The sequence below is a fragment of the Methanothermobacter defluvii genome, from assembly GCF_003385755.1.
GTDB classification, from domain to species: Archaea; Methanobacteriota; Methanobacteria; order Methanobacteriales; family Methanothermobacteraceae; genus Methanothermobacter; species Methanothermobacter thermautotrophicus.
In genome coordinates, this window is record NZ_QREL01000001.1 from 1,051,799 (window position 1) to 1,072,522 (window position 20,724).

Annotated in this window: 19 protein-coding genes; 7 read left to right on the forward strand and 12 right to left on the reverse strand. The window is 51.1% G+C overall.

What is annotated here, in order from left to right; all coding sequences use genetic code 11:
* Window position 1: 1 nt before the first annotated feature.
* On the reverse strand, window positions 2–1,279 hold the full coding sequence (gene hisS / locus C7452_RS05500) for a histidine--tRNA ligase (RefSeq protein ID WP_048061190.1): 1,278 nt from the start codon (window positions 1,277–1,279) through the stop codon (window positions 2–4).
* A gap of 49 nt (window positions 1,280–1,328) precedes the next feature.
* On the reverse strand, window positions 1,329–1,991 hold the full coding sequence (locus C7452_RS05505) for an RNA ligase partner protein (protein ID WP_010875882.1): 663 nt from the start codon (window positions 1,989–1,991) through the stop codon (window positions 1,329–1,331).
* A 163-nt stretch (window positions 1,992–2,154) separates the two neighbouring features.
* On the opposite strand from C7452_RS05505, the gene C7452_RS05510 reads away from it, so the two are divergent.
* The 3 genes from C7452_RS05510 (at window position 2,155) to C7452_RS05520 (ending at window position 5,549) form a co-directional block, all read left to right on the forward strand.
* Window positions 2,155–3,006 carry a shikimate dehydrogenase gene (locus C7452_RS05510; protein WP_115892481.1) on the forward strand — a complete coding sequence of 284 codons (852 nt, stop codon included), beginning with the start codon at window positions 2,155–2,157 and terminating at the stop codon, window positions 3,004–3,006.
* Window positions 3,007–3,139: 133 nt separating this feature from the next.
* Complete coding sequence (locus tag C7452_RS05515) at window positions 3,140–4,096, forward strand: replication factor C small subunit (protein WP_048060778.1); 957 nt, start codon at window positions 3,140–3,142, stop codon at window positions 4,094–4,096.
* A gap of 13 nt (window positions 4,097–4,109) precedes the next feature.
* Window positions 4,110–5,549, forward strand: coding sequence for a replication factor C large subunit (locus C7452_RS05520; protein ID WP_010875879.1), 1,440 nt, complete (start codon window positions 4,110–4,112; stop codon window positions 5,547–5,549).
* Between the two features lie 119 nt (window positions 5,550–5,668).
* On the opposite strand, the gene C7452_RS05525 is transcribed toward C7452_RS05520, so the two are convergent.
* Window positions 5,669–6,319, reverse strand: coding sequence for a hypothetical protein (locus tag C7452_RS05525; RefSeq protein ID WP_238374221.1), 651 nt, complete (start codon window positions 6,317–6,319; stop codon window positions 5,669–5,671).
* Between the two features lie 136 nt (window positions 6,320–6,455).
* On the opposite strand from C7452_RS05525, the gene C7452_RS05530 reads away from it, so the two are divergent.
* A complete protein-coding gene (locus C7452_RS05530; RefSeq protein WP_010875877.1) occupies window positions 6,456–7,376 on the forward strand; it encodes a hypothetical protein in 921 nt (306 codons plus the stop codon).
* A 133-nt stretch (window positions 7,377–7,509) separates the two neighbouring features.
* On the opposite strand, the gene C7452_RS05535 is transcribed toward C7452_RS05530, so the two are convergent.
* From C7452_RS05535 to C7452_RS05545, 3 genes are all read right to left on the reverse strand, one after another.
* Entirely contained in the window at window positions 7,510–11,442 is a 3,933-nt protein-coding gene (locus tag C7452_RS05535; RefSeq protein ID WP_115892483.1) for a cobaltochelatase subunit CobN, read from the reverse strand.
* A 191-nt stretch (window positions 11,443–11,633) separates the two neighbouring features.
* Entirely contained in the window at window positions 11,634–12,170 is a 537-nt protein-coding gene (locus tag C7452_RS05540) for a DUF483 domain-containing protein (RefSeq protein WP_170130301.1), read from the reverse strand.
* A gap of 11 nt (window positions 12,171–12,181) precedes the next feature.
* Window positions 12,182–12,832, reverse strand: coding sequence for a 2,5-diamino-6-(ribosylamino)-4(3H)-pyrimidinone 5'-phosphate reductase (locus C7452_RS05545; protein ID WP_010875874.1), 651 nt, complete (start codon window positions 12,830–12,832; stop codon window positions 12,182–12,184).
* Between the two features lie 93 nt (window positions 12,833–12,925).
* Between C7452_RS05545 and C7452_RS05550 the strand changes: the two genes are divergently transcribed.
* Window positions 12,926–13,303, forward strand: a complete 378-nt coding sequence (locus C7452_RS05550; protein ID WP_010875873.1) for a carboxymuconolactone decarboxylase family protein — start codon at window positions 12,926–12,928, stop codon at window positions 13,301–13,303.
* Window positions 13,304–13,368: 65 nt separating this feature from the next.
* Here C7452_RS05550 and C7452_RS05555 read toward each other — a convergent pair whose 3' ends face one another.
* From C7452_RS05555 to mtxX, 3 genes are all read right to left on the reverse strand, one after another.
* Window positions 13,369–14,139, reverse strand: coding sequence for a TatD family hydrolase (locus C7452_RS05555; RefSeq protein ID WP_115892485.1), 771 nt, complete (start codon window positions 14,137–14,139; stop codon window positions 13,369–13,371).
* 56 nt (window positions 14,140–14,195) lie between these two features.
* A complete protein-coding gene (gene uppS / locus C7452_RS05560) occupies window positions 14,196–14,963 on the reverse strand; it encodes a polyprenyl diphosphate synthase (protein WP_010875871.1) in 768 nt (255 codons plus the stop codon).
* Between the two features lie 76 nt (window positions 14,964–15,039).
* The gene (gene mtxX, locus C7452_RS05565) at window positions 15,040–15,744 is read right to left on the reverse strand and encodes a methanogenesis marker protein Mmp4/MtxX (RefSeq protein ID WP_048061187.1); all 705 of its coding nucleotides are present in this window, start codon (window positions 15,742–15,744) and stop codon (window positions 15,040–15,042) included.
* 280 nt (window positions 15,745–16,024) lie between these two features.
* Between mtxX and C7452_RS05570 the strand changes: the two genes are divergently transcribed.
* Entirely contained in the window at window positions 16,025–16,735 is a 711-nt protein-coding gene (locus C7452_RS05570; RefSeq protein WP_115892486.1) for a DUF4012 domain-containing protein, read from the forward strand.
* Window positions 16,736–16,845: 110 nt separating this feature from the next.
* Entirely contained in the window at window positions 16,846–17,415 is a 570-nt protein-coding gene (locus C7452_RS05575) for a hypothetical protein (RefSeq protein WP_010875868.1), read from the forward strand.
* 28 nt (window positions 17,416–17,443) lie between these two features.
* Here the strand turns inward: C7452_RS05575 and hemL are convergent, their stop codons facing one another.
* From hemL to aspS, 3 genes are read right to left on the reverse strand one after another with little or no spacing between them, the layout of a single operon-like run.
* On the reverse strand, window positions 17,444–18,706 hold the full coding sequence (gene hemL, locus C7452_RS05580; RefSeq protein ID WP_010875867.1) for a glutamate-1-semialdehyde 2,1-aminomutase: 1,263 nt from the start codon (window positions 18,704–18,706) through the stop codon (window positions 17,444–17,446).
* 11 nt (window positions 18,707–18,717) lie between these two features.
* Window positions 18,718–19,335 (reverse strand): cobalt-precorrin-8 methylmutase, encoded by a 618-nt coding sequence (locus tag C7452_RS05585; protein ID WP_048060776.1) that lies wholly within the window; start codon window positions 19,333–19,335, stop codon window positions 18,718–18,720.
* A gap of 11 nt (window positions 19,336–19,346) precedes the next feature.
* Window positions 19,347–20,660, reverse strand: a complete 1,314-nt coding sequence (gene aspS / locus C7452_RS05590; RefSeq protein ID WP_010875865.1) for an aspartate--tRNA(Asn) ligase — start codon at window positions 20,658–20,660, stop codon at window positions 19,347–19,349.
* Window positions 20,661–20,724: the final 64 nt, after the last annotated feature.

The window sequence follows — 20,724 nt, forward strand, 5'->3', positions numbered from 1 at the left end:
GTTAACATCTCCCTTTGATTTTATCAACCATCTCATCCCTTGGCAGGGTCTCCTGGGAGTTCCTCTCCATATCCTTTACCGTCACCTTACCATCCTGGATTTCCCTCTCACCTGTCAGAACTGCGAACCTGGCTCCAAGGTTGTCAGCGTGTGAGAGGGCCTTCCTGAGCTTCCTGCCAGAGACTTCGAGGTCAGCGGATACCCCTGCAGCCCTGAGCTCCTGGGTGATCCTTATGGCCTCAGGGACAGTGGAGTCCTGTATGGGTATCACGAAGACATCAACCATCCTCATGTTCTCCTCATCCATCCCCAGGGCGTTCATGAGCCTGTCAAAGCCGAAGGCGAATCCCGTTGATTCGACCCGCTCCCCACCGAATGTTTCAACCAGGTTGTAGGTCCCTCCGCCACATATCTGTTTCTGGGCCCCCAGTTCCGGCACGTAGATCTCGAATACTATCCCTGTGTAGTAGTCAAGGCCCCTTGCTATCCCCAGGTTCACATGGTAGTCATCCACGCCAAAGTAGTGGAGGGTCTCAACGAGTTCCCTGAACTCTTCAAGGGCCTCCAGGGATTCACTGTAGCCCCCCAGGTATTCTTCAACATCGTCCAGAACCTCCGGGCCCCCCTGTGTACCTATGAGCTTCATGAGGAGTTCCCGGCTTTCTCCAGATACCTCAACCTCCCCTAGGAGTGCTTCAAGTTCTTCCACGTCGCCCTTGTCTATGACACCCATTATCCTGTCCTGGAGTTCAGATGGGATTTCCTCCCTGCCGAGGATCCCGCGGAGTATGCCCAGGTGGCCTATGTGGACCTCGAATCCGTCAAGGCCGAGTTCATGGAGGGATTCAGATGCTAGGGATATCACCTCAGCCTCTGCCAGGGGCGATCTTCCACCTATGAGTTCGCATCCGAACTGCCAGAACTGTCTGAAGCGCCCGGCCTGCGGCCTCTCATACCTGAAGCAGCTCCCGAAGTAGTACATCTTTATTGGCTTCGGTTTTTTCTGCATCTCATTCATGTAGAGCCTTGCCACGGGTGCTGTGAGTTCAGGTCTCAGGGCCAGTTCCCGGCCGCCCTTATCGGTGAAGTGGTAGATCTGGTTCACCACCTCCTCACCGGATTTGACTGTGAAGAGTTTGAGTTCCTCAAATATTGGTGTCTTGATCTCATGGTAGCCATAGGTCTCGAATGTCCTTCTGAGTACACCTTCAACCTCTTTCCTGTTCCTCATTTCAGCGAAAAGGAAGTCCCTTGTTCCTCTCGGTCTTGATATATCCATGACAGCAATTCCTCCAGTAAAAATGATAAAGGGGATGATGAGAGGTTCATCATTCATAATATTTAAGGTATTCCTTGAGCATCTTGGGGAAGGATGTGGCATTGAGGAACCTCAGACCCAGTCGCTCAGCCCAGACCCTTATACCATCATCGGCCGCCACGACCCCTGCCCCCAGTTCCTTGGCAAGGAGCAGCACATCAAGGTCGGGGGCACTGTCAAGGGTTCCCTTGCGGAGGGCTGATCTGTATTTCTTCCTGAGGTCCTTTATGGCCTTTCCAAGCACCTCGCTCTCGATCTCTGTCTTCTTGACGTCACGGGAGGCCATTATGATGGACTGTATGCCTGCCTCCCAGAGCAGGGTCTCTGAGATCCTGAGGCCCTTGTTCATCCTCTCCCGTATATCATGGACGTATTCATAGAATATCTGGGAGGGTATCTGTGTGTCGTAGCGGTTGGGTGTCTTCTTAACTATCCATGTCTCGGCCTTTATAAGGGTCTCCTCCGGGCAGTCGTAGCGTGTCATGTAATCTGTGAACTCCTTGTAGGTGATGGGAGGCATGTGACAGCTTATGTTGAGTTTTATCCTGCTTCTCGCTATGAGGTCAAGCATCCTGTCAACCGAGAGGTTGAGGTCGCCATCACCCAGCAGTTCTCGCAGCTGGTTATCTGTAAATGCCGTTGTATCAAGTACGAATCTCTGCTTTGCAAGCATGTCACACTCTCCCCTGGATTATAGGTAACCTATGGCAACAATATTTATCGCTGATGGTAAATAAATATTGTAAGTACCATGAGAAAAAAAATCAGATTCTATACTGACCGGTGCAGCATCTAAACCCGAAGAGATTCTTTGCCTGTAATGCCGGGGTGATAAACTGATAACTGGAAAAACACATGTAACCGGAATCATGGGCCATCCCCTGGGGCACAGCCTCTCGCCCATAATGCACAACGCGGCGTTCAGGAGCCTTGGTATGGACTGGATATACGTACCATTCCCTGTGAAGCCAGAGAACCTGAAAGCAGCGGTTGAGGGCCTGAGGGCCCTTGGGGTTGAGGGTGTGAATGTGACAATACCCCACAAGGAGGCCGTCCTGGAGTACATTGATGATATCCATGGGACAGCGGCCCTGATAGGTGCCGTTAACACTCTGAAATTCGATGACGGGACCGTCAGGGGATACAATACCGATGCCTCAGGGTGCTTAAGGGCCCTTGAAGAGGTGACATCCGTTGAGGGTTCATCCGTCCTTATACTGGGGGCGGGTGGGGCTGCAAGGGCCTGTGCATTCCAGCTTGCAGAGAAGGGGGCCTCGGATATAACCATACTGAACAGGACCCCTGAAAAGGCCCGCCTCCTTGCAGAGGATATGGCTGATAAACTGGGCTTTGAGGCATCATACGGGGGCTATGAACTTATCCAGGGGTCTGTGAAATCGGCTGATATCCTCATAGACACCACGCCGGTGGGCATGCATCCCCACACAGATGACAGGCCACTGGTGGGGGCTGAACTCATGCATGAGGGTCTGGTGGTCCATGACCTCGTGTACAACCCTCAAAGGACGGTCCTCCTGAGAGAGGCTGAGAGGGCGTCAGCCATCCCGGTTTCAGGGATCCGTATGCTCCTCTATCAGGGCGTTGAGGCCTTCAGGATCTGGACCGGGAGGGACCCGCCCCTGGATGTCATGGAAGACGCCCTGAAAAGGGTCCTTAACAGGGATTAAGGTCCCCATGATAATTAACTATATTGATGGATGACAGAACTATACCGGTCCAGTCCATGAAAAATAAACACCGTTGATGGATCCGCCGGTCCATGGACAGTGAAAACTCCATTAAACCTTATCGGTGATCATTATGAACGGACCTTGGGTAGAGAAGTACAGACCACAGAAACTTGATGATATAGTAGGCCAGGAACACATAATACCACGTCTAAAGCGGTACGTCGAAGAGAAAAGCATGCCAAACCTCATGTTCACGGGTCCAGCTGGTGTCGGTAAAACAACAGCAGCCCTTGCCCTTGCAAGGGAGATCCTCGGTGAGTACTGGAGGCAGAACTTCCTTGAACTCAACGCATCAGACGCCAGGGGTATAGACACCGTGAGGACCAGCATAAAGAACTTCTGCCGCCTAAAACCCGTGGGCGCCCCCTTCAGGATAATATTCCTCGACGAAGTGGACAACATGACAAAGGACGCCCAGCACGCCCTCAGGAGGGAGATGGAGATGTACACAAAGACATCCTCCTTCATACTCTCCTGTAACTACTCCTCAAAGATAATAGATCCGATCCAGTCAAGGTGCGCCATATTCAGGTTCCTCCCCCTCAAGGGCCACCAGATAATCAAACGCCTGGAGTACATTGCAGAGAAGGAGAACCTTGAATACGAGGCCCATGCCCTTGAGACAATAGTCTACTTCGCTGAGGGGGATCTCAGGAAGGCCATAAACCTCCTCCAGTCAGCCGCATCCCTCGGTGAGAAGATAACAGAGTCAAGCATCTACGATGTCGTGTCAAGGGCCCGGCCAAAGGATGTGAGGAAGATGATAAAGACCATCCTTGATGGTAAGTTCATGGAGGCCAGGGACATGCTGAGGGAGATCATGGTTCTCCAGGGTATAAGCGGGGAGGACATGGTCACCCAGATCTATCAGGAGCTCTCAAGGCTGGCAATGGAGGGCGAGGTTGATGGTGATAGGTACGTGGGCCTCATCGATGCCATCGGCGAATACGACTTCAGGATAAGGGAGGGCGCCAATCCCAGGATACAGCTTGAGGCCCTCCTTGCAAGGTTCCTTGAACACGCCTAAAGAGGTACAGTAAATGTCATGGACAGAGAAATACCGGCCAGGGAGCTTCGATGAGGTGGTCGGGAACCAGAAGGTCATAGCTGAGATAAAGGAGTGGATCAAAGCCTGGAAGGCAGGGAAGCCCCAGAAGCCGCTCCTCCTGGTTGGACCCCCCGGGACCGGGAAGACAACCCTCGCCCACATCATAGGAAAGGAGTTCTCTGATACCCTTGAACTCAACGCCAGTGACAGGCGCTCCCAGGACGCCCTTATGAGGAGCGCCGGTGAGGCATCAGCGACCCGCTCCCTCTTCAACCATGACCTGAAGCTCATCATCCTTGATGAGGTTGATGGGATCCACGGGAATGAGGACCGTGGAGGTGTCCAGGCAATAAACAGGATCATAAAGGAGAGCAGACATCCCATGGTCCTCACAGCAAACGACCCCTACAGCAAGAGGCTGCAGAGCATAAAGCCCAGATGCAGGGTCTTAAACCTCAGAAAGGTCCACACATCATCCATAGCAGCAGCCCTCAGGAGGATATGCCGTGCTGAGGGTATAGAGTGCCCCGATGATGTGCTCAGGGAACTGGCAAAAAGGTCCCGTGGTGACCTGCGTTCAGCCATCAACGACCTTGAGGCCATGGCAGAGGGTGAGGAGCGCATCGGTGAGGAGCTCCTGAAGATGGGAGAAAAGGATGCCACCTCAAACCTCTTTGATGCCGTCAGGGCCGTCCTCAAGAGCCGTGACGTCTCAAAGGTCAGGGAGGCCATGAGGGTGGATGATGACCCCACCCTTGTACTTGAATTCATCGCAGAGAACGTTCCCAGGGAATATGAGAAGCCAAATGAGATCAGCAGGGCCTATGATATGCTCTCACGTGCAGACATATTCTTCGGGCGAGCCGTGAGAACCAGGAACTACACCTACTGGCGCTACGCCTCCGAACTCATGGGGCCAGGGGTTGCCCTTGCAAAGGATAAGACCTACCGGAAGTTCGTCCGCTACACAGGTTCATCATCCTTCAGGATACTCGGGAAAACCCGGAAACAGAGGAGCCTCAGGGACAGTGTCGCGGCCAAGATGGCTGGAAAGATGCACATCTCACCGAAGGTCGCAATCTCAATGTTCCCATACATGGAGATCCTATTTGAGAATGATGAAATGGCCTATGATATAAGTGAATTCCTGGAGCTTAGAGACGAGGAGATCAAACTGTTCCGGAAGAGAAAGATAAAGGCGCCTAAAAGGAAGAAAACCCCCAGGAAAGCTGAAATTAAAGTGGGGCCCCTTTACAGTCAGAAGAAAGATAAGGGCGCAGATAAATCCATAAATGATAAAGCCACAGATAAATCCGCAAAGACACCCATTAAATCCTCTAAAAAGGATGATAGACCCAGGGATGAATCATCCAGCAGTTCAGATGATAAGAAGCCTAAAGAAAAACAGACGTCACTCTTCCAGTTCTCATAGTCCCATAAAGATAACCATTTTTTATTCACGGTCTCTGAGGGTAAACTAGGTATCAGCCATCAGGATAGCTGGCACTGCCAGCAGTCAGTGAGCTCCATGAGGACTCCGGATGGGGGGATCTAGTAAGGGGATTGTGGTCCACCCCCGGCCTCAGCAAGCTCCCCGAGATATTCGAGGGATCTCTTCATCTTATCCCTGAACTGGGGGATGTTCCCATCAAAGAATTCAAGAAACTCCTTAACCAGTGGATTTCCTGTTACCTCGATCCTGGTGCCCCGCCAGGCCTCAATCCACTCTGCAGGGACCCCTGATAGAGGGTATATTTGCAGGGGTGTTGACCTCAGGTGATACCCTATCCTTTCACCTGAGAGCATATCCTCGATTGCAGCTGCAATGGAGTGGTCAAGGGTCCCCGGGAGCACCCTCACATCACCTTCACCGATCCCTATACCGTACTTCCTCGTGTAGGGCTCAAGTATGATGTGGAGTACGGTGGCCATCTCACCCTCTGCATCGATCCTCACCTCTGAGCGTGGTCTGAGGTTCGAGGAGAGTACCCTGGAGGCCCTTGAACATATCTTCTGGAACACCTTGGACCTCACAACATCCACATCAGGGAACCTCTCCCTGAATAGCTCCTCCCTCCTCCTGGAGAACCTGGAGAACCTCAGGTTGTTTATGAGGACCTCGCCCGGCGTTACACTCACAAACCTTGTATCAACGCCAAGTTCTGAGAGGAAACTGAGTAATTCACTCCTTTCAGGCAACATATCATCTCCCGAGATCCACAAAGAGAACATCCACCGGAAAATTATCCCAGCGCCTCTTCCTGGAATACCACACAGAAATATTTATGGGAGATGTATTTATCAGTTGGGGTGGAAATCTGATAATGGAGGTGCATATATGTTCGGATTCCTTGGCAGAAGGAGGGATGAAAGGGAAGTTATTGAGATCGAACCCGACGGTCCGGTTGACTGCATAGCTGATTTTACCTACAACTTCTACTGGCAGCACCGTGGTGAAAAGCTGGACCCTGATGAGAGGATTCCAGGAACCAGCCACACCTTCCGGGAGGTTGTTGAACACCTCAAGGATGGAGGAGAGGTCATTGTGAGGGGTGACGCCGGACACAGGCTGGCCTCCAGCATGGGCGCCGACCTCGCCTACTTCGGGGGCGGCGGAGGTGTGATGGATGCAGGGGTTGTTACCGTGGAGGGGGACGTTGACACCAGGATGGGCATAAGCATGGTCTCAGGCACCATATACGTGAAGGGTGCAGTCAGGGACCCCATAGGAAACATCATTGAGGTCAGATCCGACAGGAGGGGCTACAAAAAGTTCATGTCAGTCACGGACATCCTCATGAATGGTCTCAGAGCTGAACCCGTGAATGTGACCCTTGAACCTGGACGCATGGTCATAGATGACGGTCATGTGCGGGACACCCTGGGGGCCCGGCTGGATGCTGATGTGGAGATAATCCACCACGGTAACGTTGATCTCTCAACCGGGATACTCATGAGGCGCGGAACCGTCCGTGTTATGGGTGATGCAGGTAAGAATACCGGGGCGCTCCTGAGTGGAGGTACCGTCATCATCCAGGGGGACTGTGACGATTTCTCGGGTATAGACATGAGGGATGGTTATCTCATAGTGGACGGCGATGCCGGGAAGTTCCTGGGGGCCCAGAGGCGTGGTGGTGTCATCCTTGCAAGGAGGGGTAAACCAGTACCACCTACCAGTGAATCAGACTTAACAGAGGACGACAGACGGGTGCTGATGGAGGCAGGTCTCAGGCCGCATCTTTTCAGAAGGTTCTCCTAATTCAGTGTAATTTAGGTAAACCACCAAAAGTCTTTACCTAGAAGATTCAGAGCTAGTACACTTATTAGGTAAGTCACATAATGCGTAAGAATTAGTTCGGTTCTTAGAGCCAAAAAATAAAAAGGAATAGAATTTATTTTCTCATGGGACCGAAGTAGTAGCCCACTCCGAGGAGACAGAATAGCCCGATTATGCCTGCAATGGCGTATAGCTGGGTGCCTGATGATTTCGCAGCCGTGGGTGTTGATATCTCATAGGAGCGTCCTGCCCTCTCCTGTCCCTCACCCGGAGAAGCTGATGCTGCTCCGCTGGACTGTGAATCCATGGATATGGCACCTGATACACCTGGAGATAGCCCTGGGGACCCAGTGCCTGTTCTTCCGCCTGATGTGGCTGAACCGCCGGTTGTACCGCCATGTGGTGTTGTGGTGGTTCCCTGGTCATTTCCATCAGAGCCGGATTTCTCACCGAGCATCTCTGAGATGGCTACAAGTTCCTCCTGTGAAAGGGATACAAGACCCCTGGTATGGGCCTGCCTCACATACCTTGCAATCATCTGGAGGGCTGATGGATCAAACTGTGACCTTACAGAGCTGTCAAAGAGGAAAGTGTCTGCTATTCTCCTCCAGACATCAGGGGATGCCACATCCACCAGGGCGTCGCTGGTGAACAGGTCCCTCACCTGCAGTGCTATTGAAGCACTTCCAGATGGCCCCTCACGGAGTTTGCCCTGTACCCAGACCGGGTTGAGCAGTGTCACCGCAAGGTCATCGTAGGTTGACTCCTGCAGTGTCCTTATCAGGGGTGTACCGTAGGCTGTCCTTGCAATGTAGCTGTTTATGTTCCTCCCTGTGAGGTAGTTCACCATGAAGTTCACGGTGACTGAGACCCTGTAGAGGCAGGTGCCCTCACCGGGTGCCCTGTAGGGCATTATGACCATGGTGGTGTCAACTGTGCGCAGGAGTGACTCCAGGAGTTTCGGGCTCTGGACTCCATTTAAATCTCTTCCATAGGCATAGGAGTAGTAGCTGAGGTATGTCTCAGCAAGCTGCTCTGGAGTCCAGTCGTCCCTTGACCAGAGTATCCTGTCAACACCTGCTCCATGGGGGTCGGCACCGGGTGGAAGTCCGAAGATCCTTGTCCTTGCAAGTCTATCCGCATTTGCATCCGCTTCGGAAGTGTTCATCCCTGCTGCGACAAGTTCAGCGTAGATGCCTGCTTTCATTGCGAGGTAGTGCTTCCTCACATAGTTCATCTCAGATGACTCGTTGAGGTTCACTATCCTCTTTATTGTATTGTCGATTACGTCCATGGTGGCAGGGATTGCTCCACGGAAGTTGTGGAAGTCACTTATCACAACGTCTATCCTCGGTCTTCCAAGTTCACTGAGGGGTATGATCTCTGTACCTATGAGGGCTCCGCTCTCATAGATGGGTCTGACTCCCAGGAAGTAGAATATCGCTGCTATGCTCTGACCGCCAGTTGATATCACATCACCTATATCCACGGCCACTGTCTCAGGGTACCTTCCACCGCTGGAATTCCTGTAGCGCTTCAGCATCTCCTCGGCAGCCCTTGATCCTATGACCACTGCTGCGGGGTCAGGGATTGATGAGGGGTCAAAGGTGTACATGTTGCGGCCCGTTGGAAGGGTCTCCAGGTTGATGACCGGGCTTCTTGCTGATACTGGCTGTATGAATTCACCGTTAAGTGCCCTCAGGAGTGAGTTCATCTCATTACTGGCGCTCATAATCAGAAGGTTCCTTATCTCATCCCTTCTGGCTGTCCTGTTTGCAGGGTCGAAGGATATTATTGCGTCTATGAATTTCTCAAGGGTTTCACTGTCTGGCAGTTCTCCGAAGGTGTGAAGGCCGTAGGGTGTCAGTATCCCTGAAAGTTCCTCGAGGTACTCATGGAGCCTGTCTCTGAGGACACTGAAGGCTGTGGAGCTGTTCACACCGAGCCTTACCTCAAGTCCGGCCCTCGTCACACCATCCCTGATGAGGGACTCCAGGCTGTTCATTCTGTCAGTGTCTCCTGATGCCTCTGCTGTGCTGTAGGATCCCATGAGATCTGAGAGTTCCTGGTAGACACCGTAAAGCTCTGTCCTCATGACCGGTGGGATGAGGTAGGAGATCGTGACAGCATATGCCCTTCTCTTGGTGGGGTTTATGACCGCCTCCAGAGGGTCCTCCATTTTGAGCAGGTGTATGTTTGGAATCGAACCGATCAGGGTGTTTGGCCAGTCGTCCTCTGTCATTGCATTCACGTGTCCCGGAAGGAGTTCCAGTGTCCCGTGCTGTCCTATGTGGACGACGGCGTCAGCCCCGAATCCCTTCTGCAGGTAGAGGTAGAAGGCTATGAACTGGTGTGTCGGTGGCAGTGTGCCGTTGTTGAGTGTACCGTTCCACTTCCAGACCGGCTGGGGCGCCAAGAGTATGTTGCCCATCATGATGCCGGGGATGACTATGCTGTTATTGTATATCATGATGTTTCCTGGTGCGGGTCCCCAGAGTGCTTCCACCTGTCCTCTGAGTGATGCTGGCAGTCCAGAATACCATTTGAGGTACTCTGATACCGGTATGGTTATGCAGCCTGCATCCACGAGTTTTCTGAGTTCTGTCTGTGTCATGTTCCTGGGGTTCCTGCCTGCCCTGTTTATGAGTTCATAGATGTATTCCTCGGTCAGGTTTCCGTTGCCGGTGCTGTAGCCTGCGGCCCTCATGGCGAGGAGTATGTTGCTGAGACTCCTGTAGAGGTTGAGGCCGTTGGTTGCAGGCATTCCCTCATCATGGGTGCTGTCAAAGTAGACCATAGCCAGCTTCTTGTCACTGTTCGCCTTCTTCCTGAGGTTCACCCAGGCGAGTGTGCGGTTAACGAGCTGGTCTATACCCGGTTCATAGGCCACGTACTCCTTGATGGTGACACCTGTCAGTGGATCAGGACCTGATATGCGGCTTCCGCCTATGAGGATGGGCTCTATACGTCCCTGCATCTCAAACATTGAAAGCCAGTAGTATTCAAGGCCCCTGAGTCCCTGCTGTCGTGTGCTGTTTATGTAATCGTCGAGGGATGTCTGGAGGAAGACAGGGAGTGGTCCCTGTACCGGTACGTTGAGGTCCGTGAAGAAGGTTATGGTCTGGTTGTCTGGCCAGTACCCGAACTGGACACATGCAACAAGCGCATCGATGACTGAAGTGTTGTTGACCATGAAGAAGCGCCTTGATGCCCCGATGGGGTCTGAGCAGTAGAAGTAGGGTATCACGTTGAGTCCACGGGATTCAAGCTTCTGGATGAGGGTCTCATAGACGTCCATGTTGCCAGACAGGTAGTACCGGTTCAGTATTGCCACACCCACCCATGGGGCCCCTGGCCTGTAGAGGGTGGTGTTCATGTACCAGTCCATGTAGGGTGCCCTGTCTGTGTAGACCTGCGGTGCCAGCGGATGGTAGAGGAAGTCCTGCATCCCGGGCACAAGTTTTGTATCATTAGCCGTCAGGTTCACGGCTCCGCTGAGCCTGAGAACCTCAAGGAGCGTCCTCTTTATGTTCTCACGGGAGAGTGCAGGCGCAGCCACCGGCCCGTAGGCTGGAAGGTTCGTCACGTTAACACCCGTGATATTGGGTTTCACAGGTCCCAGGACGAATATCCGCGCTCCTGGTTTTAGGCTGGCTGCGATGGCCTGCAGGTCAACCAGAGCATCGAATTCTGTCCCGTAACTCATACCGGTCGTTGGATACCCGGGTCTTGTGAAGATAAAGAATATGTCCACAGTTTTAAGGTCGTTTTTGAACTGGGTGGATGCCGTTGAGTTGATGTTGAAGGTGTCCATGGTGTAGATCTTCAGTGTGAAGTTGTAGCCAGCGGGCAGGAGGTCATTACGGTAGGCTTCATTCATTATGGGGTCGACCGTGCCCACAACGCAGCCTGTCAGTAGCACAACCATCTCAGTATCCTTCAGCATCTTTGATTCTGTGGTGTTGGATGTTGTGTTGTTGTCTGCTGCAGATACCGATGGGACTGAAATCAGTAGCAGGATCAATGCAATTAACAGAAACCTCTTCATGTTTTCACCTCCTTGACTTTTATCATAATTCACTGATGTAAAATCGTAAAGAATTTAGAGTGCCCGATATTTAAATCTTAATTAAAAGATTAAAAGTATGAACAACTTTAAAAATTAGCTGTTAGAATGTAATACCTGGGTGTTCTGGAAAGCTCGGATGGATCAGGGCCACCCATAAAATAATAGTTTTTTTACTCGAGGACTATCTTCTCAAAGTATTCATCATATGCCAGGTGGAAATGGGGGAGTCTCATCATGAGTTCATCCTCAAGTTCAAGTATCCTCCTGAATTCATCCCTGTCTGCAAAGCCTATGAGTTTCCTCTCCCAGGCCTCCTGGCACCTGAGGCTGCATGGTATGAAACCCGATGGCATTATGATGGCACATTTACCCTCAGGGATATCAAGTTCACTGACCTCTGCAAGATGTTCCCCATCGATTGCGTACCGGGTATTCTCTGAGAAACTCCTGATGCAGCATTCAGGGTATCCCAGGAGTCTACCTATGTTCTCATCATCGCCACGATAGACACCGAGCTCCGTTGATATCATTGGGTCCAGGGCGGGCCTCACCGGTGGACTGTACCTTGATGTTATCTCGACCTGAAGCTCAAGCCTTGACATGAGCTGGTTGAACTGAAAATCATCCATCCTGCAGACAACCTTCAGGCATTCCCTGCAGCCCTCTTCCCTGATCCTTACTATCCTCTCATATATGTCCTCGAGCATGAAAACCACGTCTAACCTTTTACAGTGTATTCCACTATGAGGTCCTCACCCAGGGTGTAGGACCGTTTAAGTTCAAGTCTTATGGCATCTGCCATCTCATCTATACCCTCACCATCCACAAGGGTCCTGGCATCCCTGCCCCCGACTATCATCGGTGCTATGCAGACCCGGACCTCATCCACCAGGCCACCGGTCAGCATGGAGTAGTTGAGTGTCGATCCGCCCTCCAGCATAAGTCTCTCTATCCCCATACCATGCAGCCGTTCAAGTAAAAGATGGAGATCGACCCGCCGGGTCCCTGCAACAACCACTTCAGCCCTTTTTCTGAGCTCAGCAACCCTCTCAGGCGGGGCGCTCTCTGAAACACCTATCACCGTCGGGGCCTCATCGTTAAGTACCCTGAAATGGGGGGGTGTCCTGGCCATGCTGTCAACCACAACCCTGACCGGATTATCCCCGGGGGCTGCATCTACCCTGTGGACTGTGAGGCGCGGGTCATCCGCCAGCACCGTGTTTATGCCCACCATTATGGCGTCACACTCCCTTCTGAGTTCATGGACCCTCCTGAGATCCTCCTCACCAGATATCTCAGAGCTCCCTGTTGCCGTTGCAATCTTACCATCAAGTGTCATGGCTGCGTTGAGTATAACGTAGGGTCTCATGGCCTTCCTCCTCCGACCTATTTATAGATGTCATCCTATAAATTAATGTGGAATTTTAAGTCGAAGAATGATGAAACCAGTGGAGGTTGAACCATGGAGAGGTACAGGAGGGGAATGGAGATACTCAACAGAATGAACAGGAAATCCTACACCGCCATCAGGGATGAACTTGAGGATGTTGCACCGGACCTTGCACGCTTTGTTGCTGAATTTGCATACGGAGATGTCTACTCCAGGGGCGTGCTTGACCTTAAAACAAGGGAACTTTTGACCCTTGCCGCCCTCACAGTACTGAGGGCCGATGATCAGCTGAAGAGCCATGTGCGGGGAGCCCTAAATGCTGGCTGCAGTAAGGATGAGATCATAGAGGTCATGATACAGATGGCCGTATACGCGGGTTTCCCTGCAGCCATAAATGCTGTGCTTGCAGCGAAGGAGGTTTTCACGGAGAATGACCCTGCTGAAGTTTGAAAATAGACTCAAAGCTGATGAACTCTAAAAGAGAAAAAATAATGGGACTCTCAGCCCCGGGAGTCCTATAAACCAAACACTCTTTCTGCATTTGCTGTTGTGATACTGTCAACATCCTCAAGGTCCATGTCCTTGATTCTGGCTATCGCCCTGACAGCTTCCTCCACGAAGGCTGGCTCGTTACGTTTTCCCCTGAAGGGTGAAAGGTAGGGGCTGTCTGTCTCCGTTAACATGCCCTCAAGGGGGATTGCCCTCACAAGTTCCATGTGGTGCTCTGAAAATGCCACAAGTGTCGAGATGGATATGTAATATCCCTCATCCAGTATCCTGCGGGCTGTTTCAATGCTTCCACCATAGCAGTGAAAGATTACCTCGGGTACCCTGTATTCAAGGACAGTTTCAAGGGCCCTCTCCTCAGCGTCCCTTGCATGGACCACCAGGGGCATTTCATGTTCAGCTGCGAGTTCCACAAATACCCTGAAGGTCTCCTCCTGCCTTCTTCTACCCTCCTCATCACGGGTGTGGTGGAAGTCCATGCCTGTCTCCCCAACTGCAACTATAAGGTCAATATTTGATTCTATCTGCGAGACAACCTCCCCTATAAGGTCCTGTCTTGCCTTTGATGCATCAACCGGGTGGAACCCCATTGTAGGGTATATGAAACCTGGGTTGAGGGATGCAAGTTCAAGGGCCCTCCTGTTACCCCCGAGACCAACCCCTGAATCTATAACAGCCCTCAATTTACTCCTGGCCCTTTCGATGACCTCTTCACGGTTCCTGTTGAAGTCCTTGAAGTCAAGGTGACAGTGAACGTCTATAATGATGATACCTCCCATAATCAGTGATTGATATGGATAACGTCTACATACCTCCCATGAATCAAGGGGCTGTGCTAGACGCCGAACCTTCTCTCACGCTGCTGATATGACCTTATGGCCCTTAAAAAGTCTACCTTCCTGAGTTCAGGCCACAGGCTGTCGCAGAAGTAGAGTTCAGAGTAGGATGACTGCCAGAGCAGGAAGCCACTGAGTCTTTCCTCGCCACTGGTCCTTATTATCAGGTGCGGGTCCTCCAGACCTGCAGTGTAGAGGTTTCTGTTTATCATGTCCTCGTCTATGTCCTCCGGGTCTATCAAACCCGCCTTAACATCCTCTGCAATCTTTCTTGTGGCGTCAACTATCTCCTGCCTTCCATCATATCCTATGGCTATGTTCACAAGGCGGTCTGAGTACTGCTCTGTTGACTTCTCAGCGATCTCTATGGCCCTTCTGACGTCCTCCGGGAGGAGTTCAAGTTTTCCGACTGCTCTGACCCTGACCCTGTTCTTATGTATCTTCTCATTGCTTGCTATGGCCTCGAAGTTTTCCCTGAAGAGCTTCATGAGACCCTTAACCTCCTTTTCTGGTCTCTTGAAGTTCTCTGTTGAGAAGGCGTACGCCGTTACTATTTCTATCCCGAGGTCCACGCACCAGTCCAGGACCTTCTCGAGGGTTTCTATGCCCTTCTTATGGCCTTCTATGGGGTTCATACTGCCCTGCAGCTTTGAGTATCTCCTGTTACCATCCATGATGATGGCAACATGTCTTGGCATTCTGTCCCTTCTGAGGTTGCGCGATATGTACCATTCGTACAGCTTGTAAAGGGGCTTTAATGGTGACATTTCAAATCTACCTGATCATAATTTTTGTTCATCCGGTCAGTTAATATTAATTTAATTAATACGATTAACGGTCCTATTATTCATTATCTTCATTCCATCCTCTGGCAAGCCAGTGGGCGAATTTCAGCGCCCTGAGATAGCCTTCGGCTGTCTGTGACCTTGATGTGTCAACAAAAATTCCGTCAAATCCCAGAGCAACTGCACCGTAACTCCTGGCGGTGCCAACCAGAACCAGTGATCTGAATATGAGGTTGCCTGTTATACCATCGGGTGCTATGATGACGTTACAGCCATCAGCCACGGCTTCCTCTATCAGTATATGGTAGTGCCTCACCCTATATTTATCCTTTATCATTGATGTGAGGAATTCGCCTTCATGGATTGACCTGTCAACCTCTGGTGACCTTCCAAGGTCCCCCCTCCTTCCCCCTGATATCACGCCGACTCTGGGCTCTTCTCCGGTTTTCCGGAGAAATTCAGAGGCTGAAACAGCGATTTTGAATCTATCATCCACTGTCCTTCCCTCATCTATACCCACGGGGGCGAGCAGAAATCCATTAGCACCCACCTCTATCCATGAAGCCCTGTTCAGTGGCCCGCCTTTTTTGAGTTCTGCCATTATATTTGCGGCTGGCAGTGACCCCCTCACGTAGGCAGCAGCACCCCTTCTGAGTTCCTCTATGAATTCCTCCTCTGAGTGGACCAGGTCAACCTCAAAGTCCGCGAGGGATGCAGCCCTCTCCATGTTCCTGTTCTCACCGACACCAGCCACTATCCTCATGGCTCCACCCTCACTTCCATACATTTCACAGGCTTATCTCCATATTCCATGATCAGGTCTTAGAGAGTTACGGCGCAGGCAGCAAGATTAATATATGGTCATGAGTATTATAAGATTCAGCTTTTTAATAGATGACGGCGAATAAATATATAAATGTCTTCTGCATAAGAAAATTTAGGTTAACGGAAAAATAATATAAACATGAAATTTTTTAATTAGTGATCCTGCTGACACACATTAAAGACACACATTAAAAAAATCACTGAAGGAAGGTAGAACCATGGATACCAAGAATAAGATAATAATCGGCCTTTTCATCGTAATCCTCGGACTTTCCGTTGTGACGTATGAGAATTACATCACAAACTCCCAGAACGTTTTTGTGGGAGAGAAGCATGTGCTGCTGCTCTGTGCGGATCCCGGTGAACCAAGGCCCGGCATAGGTGCCGTTGACATGGCCTTCATAATAACCATGAATGAGGGTAACATAACCAATGTGACGGCTGTGTACCCACACAACATGGCCCACCCCACGGCACAGTCCCCTGCATCCCTAAGGGCCCACGGCGTCAGCAGGTGGCTCCTGCATGATGCCCTCTGGGAGAATGACACCGAAAGGGGTGCCAGACTCGCACAGGAAATAGTGGAATACAATACAGGCATAAAAACGGATATAGTGGTCATAGTAACTCCCCAGGCTGTTGACGGCATACTGCAGTCCATAGGACCCGTCTACGTTGAGGGTCAGGGTTATGTTTCAGGAAACAGCATACAGTTCCTCAGGGAGGAACAGCAGCAGGGCTCATCCAGGGGTGTGGCAATTCAGTCACTCATGAGGGCCATATTCAACGCAACAAAGGACCGCTCAAAGTACCTTGCAATGGTGAATGCCGGTCTACAGCAGTACCAGCAGGGAAACATCGTCGTTGTGCCTGAGGGCGCTGTTGTGCAGTTCCTAATATCAACGGGTCTTGAAAGGGTGGGCAACTGATTAACCCCCCTCTTTTTTTCCATTTAATATTAATGGTCCTCAATGAATTTCATTGAATGATACACAAAACTTAATTATTATAATGTAAATAGTAGTGTTGGGGGATACAGTTGTCCAATGAGAACACTGCAAAAACCAGGGGCTACCTCATATGTACAGAATGCGGGGGTTACTATCATCTCCAGGAGGGAGAGAGTCCAGCTGATTTTTCGTCCTGTGAATGTGGGGGTTCACTTGAATACTATGATACACTCGAGAAGTTCTATGAGGAACCGGAAGCTACCGAAAGTGAAATCAAGGATGAAGATAAAAGGATTAGACTCCTTGAGGATCTTTCAAGGAGCATAGAAAATGAGGAGAGAACCCCCAAAGAGATAAAAACCGGGAAATGGTCCCTCATGGAATTCGTTGCTGAGAAGAGAATAATCGATGATGTGAGGGAACAGAAGGAGATAGTTAACGAGCTCCTTGATGAGGAGATCATTGACAGCAACCTGGTGACCGGTGGAGGTGTGGAGGCAGAGAGCTTCATATCGCAGGTGCGTGAGCAGAGGGAGTTCCTGGCTGAACGTGAGGGGAACGCCCTTAACAGCAGATTCCTGAAGACAGCTGTCATGGCACTCCTGATATTTGTTGTGATATGCTTCCTCTACTTCTTCATAGCAGTAAAATTCACCTGATTCTGAAAATTTCAGTCAAAAAAATTAATTAATTTTTAAGGCCGCTGAGAACCTCCTCGGCAGCTTCAAGGGTCGCCTCTATGTGCTCTGATTCATGGGCAGCCGATATGAAGCAGCACTCAAACTGGGACGGTGGTATGAATACCCCCCTCTCAAGCAGGCCATGGAAGTACTCCATGAAGAGCACTGTATCGGATTTTTTAGCATCCCCATAGTTCCTGACCTCCTCCCCTGTGAAGTATAACTGGAACATTGATGCTGGCCCGGTGACCTGGTATTCAAGGTCCAGGTCAGAGAGGAGGTCCCTGAGACCAGCCCTCAGCGTCGACCCCTTCCTCTCAAGGTCAGAATACATCCTCCCATCAAGGAGTCTGAGGGTCTCACGACCTGCAGTTACAGATACAGGGTTCCCGTTGAAGGTACCTGCCTGGTAGACGTTACCTGCAGGTGATATATTTTCCATTATCTCCCTTCTGCCTGCCAGTGCCCCCATTGGGAAGCCGCCTCCAACTATCTTTCCAAGGGTTACAAGGTCGGGTTCAACCCTGTAGTACTCCTGGGCACCCCCTGGTGCAAGCCTGAATCCGGTTATCACCTCATCAAATATGAGGATGATATCATTTTCACGTGTTATGTCCCTCAGGAACTGCAGGTAACCATTTTCAGGTTCTATGCACCCTATGTTTCCCATGACAGGTTCCACCAGTATGCACGCTATATCCTCACCCGCCCCCTCGATGAGTTCAGCCATTGCCTCCTCATGGTTGAATGGTACCGTCAGGGTGTTTCTGACAGTATCCACTGGTATTCCAGGTGAATCAGGTGCTGTGGCCGCCCCTGAACCCGGCCTCACAAGGACGTAGTCGTGGGCACCGTGATAGGATCCCTCAAATTTAACTATCCTGTCCCTCCCTGTGAAGGCCCTGGCAAGCCTCACAGCGGCCATGGTGGCCTCAGTCCCTGAATTTGTGAACCTCACCATCTCAGCGCATGGCACCCTCTCGATGATGGCCTCTGCAAGTTCTATCTCCCCCTCTGTGGGAACACCGTAGGTTGTCCCCCTTTTTATCTGCTCATTCACAGCCTCAACTACACGTGGGTGGGCGTGTCCCAGTATGAGGGGGCCATAGGCCAGACAGTAGTCAATGTAGCTTTCACCATCCACGCTTTCAAGCAGGCATCCGCTGCCCCCCGCTGCAAAGAATGGGTGGGGGTCGAACCTCCTCACAGGTGAACTCACACCCCCCGGGAGGACGTTACTGGCCCTTCTGAAGAGTTCCTCTGACTTCATTTTTAAAACCTCTAAACCTCTTTATCCTTGGATAATGCTATGAGTGCGTTTGCAGCCGCCACTGCGACTGGTGTGCCCCCCTTGGGACCCCTGGTTATCATATGAGGTATTTCTGTACCTCTGAGGGCCTCTTTAGACTCTGCAGCACCTACAAAGCCCACAGGCACACCTATAACGGCCCTGGCATCCATCAGGCCTTCAAGGGTTAGTTCAATCACCTTCATGAGGGCTGTCGGTGCGTTGCCTATGACAACGATCCCCCGGAATCCCTGGCTGGCGGCGTACTCCATTGAAGCAGCGGCCCTTGTGATGTCCCTTTTCTCTGCAAGCTCCCTCACAGCGGGTTCCCTTATGTAGCACCGGGAGGGATGTGATATGCCTGCGCGGACCATTTCAATGTCTGTGAGTATCCCGCCTGAACTCCTGAGGGATCTGAGTGCCTCATCAACAAAGCCCTGGCTGAATTCTGTTATACGTGCATATTCCGGGTCGGCGGTGGAGTGGACTATCCTTTCAACTATGGCCACCTCAGCGGGACCCAGCGAGGATATATCCTCGGAGATGAGTTCCCTCACTATCTCCCTGCTCTTCCTTGCTATTTCATAGCCCTGGCCTGTGGATGCTCCCATCAAATTATCACCTACGGCGTGAGCCTCCTCCTGTCCCTCGGGAAGAGGACCGTCTCCCTTATGTTTTTAAGTCCTGTGAGGGTCATGTTGAACCTCTCAGCACCGAGTCCCCATCCTGCGTGGGGTGGCATGCCGTACTCAAAGGCTGAAAGGTAGCTCTCAAATGAATCAGGGTTAAGACCCTGTCTTTTTATCTTCTCAACAAGGAGGTCATGCTGGTGTACCCTCATGGCCCCTGAGGATATCTCAAGGTCCCTGTACATGAGGTCAAATGCATGACTCCTCTCAGGGTCATCCTCGTCTGGCATGACATAGAATGGTTTTATGGCGGTTGGCCAGGATGTTATGAAGTAGTAGCCATCCATGATCTCACCCAGGGCCTTCTCAGCGGCTCTTGGGAGGTCTTCTCCATGTTTCATCGGAACTCCCTTTGAGTTAACCATTTCAACGGCCTCATCATACTCCAGGCGCTCGAATGGTGTTTCAGGCACCTCCAGTGTCCTTCCAAGGGTTTCCAGGGCATCAGTGCAGTGCTCATTCACGTCTTCAATGACCCTCACCACGAGGTTTTCAAGTATCTTCATCACGTCCTCGTGGTCAACAAAGGATGCCTCGATGTCGATTGATATGACCTCGTTGAGGTGCCTGAGGGTGTCGTGTTCCTCTGCCCTGAATATTGGGGCGATTTCGTACACACGGTCCAGGCCCGTTGACATCATGATCTGCTTGTACAGCTGTGGGCTCTGGCCGAGGAAGGCCTCCCTCTCAAAGTAGGTTATGGGGAAAAGCTCTGTACCTCCCTCTGTTGCAGATGCAACTAACTTTGGGGTGTTTATCTCGAGGAATCCCTGTTCTTCAAGGAATACCCTGACTGAATGCAGCATTCTGCTTTTTATCTTGAATATTGCGCTTACGGATGGTTTTCTGAGGTCAAGGAATCTTGCGTCGAGTCTTGTGTCTATCTCAGCCTTAACCTTCTCTGTTGGGTCCAGTGGGAGGGGCTGCTTTGATATGTTAAGTACCTTGAGGAAGGAGGGTATTATCTCAAATCCGCCCGGTGCCTTGCCTGACTCCTGCACAGTACCACCAAAGGCGACCACGGATTCCTTTTTGAGCTTCCTTATGGATTTGAAGAGGTCCTTTTCAATCTTTTTACTGGGGGCTGTTATCTGTATGAGCCCGTCACGGTCCCTTAGGAGTACGAATATTATCCCTCCAAGGTCCCTTATTTCATGGACCCAGCCCATAACCGTGACTTCATCTCCATCCATCTCCGGTTCTATGTCCTTTGAGTAATGAGTCCTTCTAAGATCTCCAAGTAACAATCAAATCACCTCTAACAGTTTAAAGTGAATATTTAAGGTCTCTGATGAAACCATGCATTATCAG

Excerpts from the sequence above, each read along its gene's own strand:
- hisS (WP_048061190.1), bottom strand. The coding sequence starts at position 1,279 with ATGGATATATCAAGACCGAGAGGAACAAGGGACTTCCTTTTCGCTGAA.
- C7452_RS05505 (WP_010875882.1), bottom strand. The coding sequence starts at position 1,991 with ATGCTTGCAAAGCAGAGATTCGTACTTGATACAACGGCATTTACAGAT.
- C7452_RS05515 (WP_048060778.1), top strand. The coding sequence starts at position 3,140 with ATGAACGGACCTTGGGTAGAGAAGTACAGACCACAGAAACTTGATGAT.
- C7452_RS05520 (WP_010875879.1), top strand. The coding sequence starts at position 4,110 with ATGTCATGGACAGAGAAATACCGGCCAGGGAGCTTCGATGAGGTGGTC.
- C7452_RS05525 (WP_238374221.1), bottom strand. The coding sequence starts at position 6,319 with ATGTTGCCTGAAAGGAGTGAATTACTCAGTTTCCTCTCAGAACTTGGC.
- C7452_RS05530 (WP_010875877.1), top strand. The coding sequence starts at position 6,456 with ATGTTCGGATTCCTTGGCAGAAGGAGGGATGAAAGGGAAGTTATTGAG.
- C7452_RS05535 (WP_115892483.1), bottom strand. The coding sequence starts at position 11,442 with ATGAAGAGGTTTCTGTTAATTGCATTGATCCTGCTACTGATTTCAGTC.
- C7452_RS05540 (WP_170130301.1), bottom strand. The coding sequence starts at position 12,170 with ATGCTCGAGGACATATATGAGAGGATAGTAAGGATCAGGGAAGAGGGC.
- C7452_RS05545 (WP_010875874.1), bottom strand. The coding sequence starts at position 12,832 with ATGAGACCCTACGTTATACTCAACGCAGCCATGACACTTGATGGTAAG.
- C7452_RS05550 (WP_010875873.1), top strand. The coding sequence starts at position 12,926 with ATGGAGAGGTACAGGAGGGGAATGGAGATACTCAACAGAATGAACAGG.
- C7452_RS05555 (WP_115892485.1), bottom strand. The coding sequence starts at position 14,139 with ATGGGAGGTATCATCATTATAGACGTTCACTGTCACCTTGACTTCAAG.
- uppS (WP_010875871.1), bottom strand. The coding sequence starts at position 14,963 with ATGTCACCATTAAAGCCCCTTTACAAGCTGTACGAATGGTACATATCG.
- mtxX (WP_048061187.1), bottom strand. The coding sequence starts at position 15,744 with ATGAGGATAGTGGCTGGTGTCGGTGAGAACAGGAACATGGAGAGGGCT.
- C7452_RS05570 (WP_115892486.1), top strand. The coding sequence starts at position 16,025 with ATGGATACCAAGAATAAGATAATAATCGGCCTTTTCATCGTAATCCTC.
- hemL (WP_010875867.1), bottom strand. The coding sequence starts at position 18,706 with ATGAAGTCAGAGGAACTCTTCAGAAGGGCCAGTAACGTCCTCCCGGGG.
- C7452_RS05585 (WP_048060776.1), bottom strand. The coding sequence starts at position 19,335 with ATGGGAGCATCCACAGGCCAGGGCTATGAAATAGCAAGGAAGAGCAGG.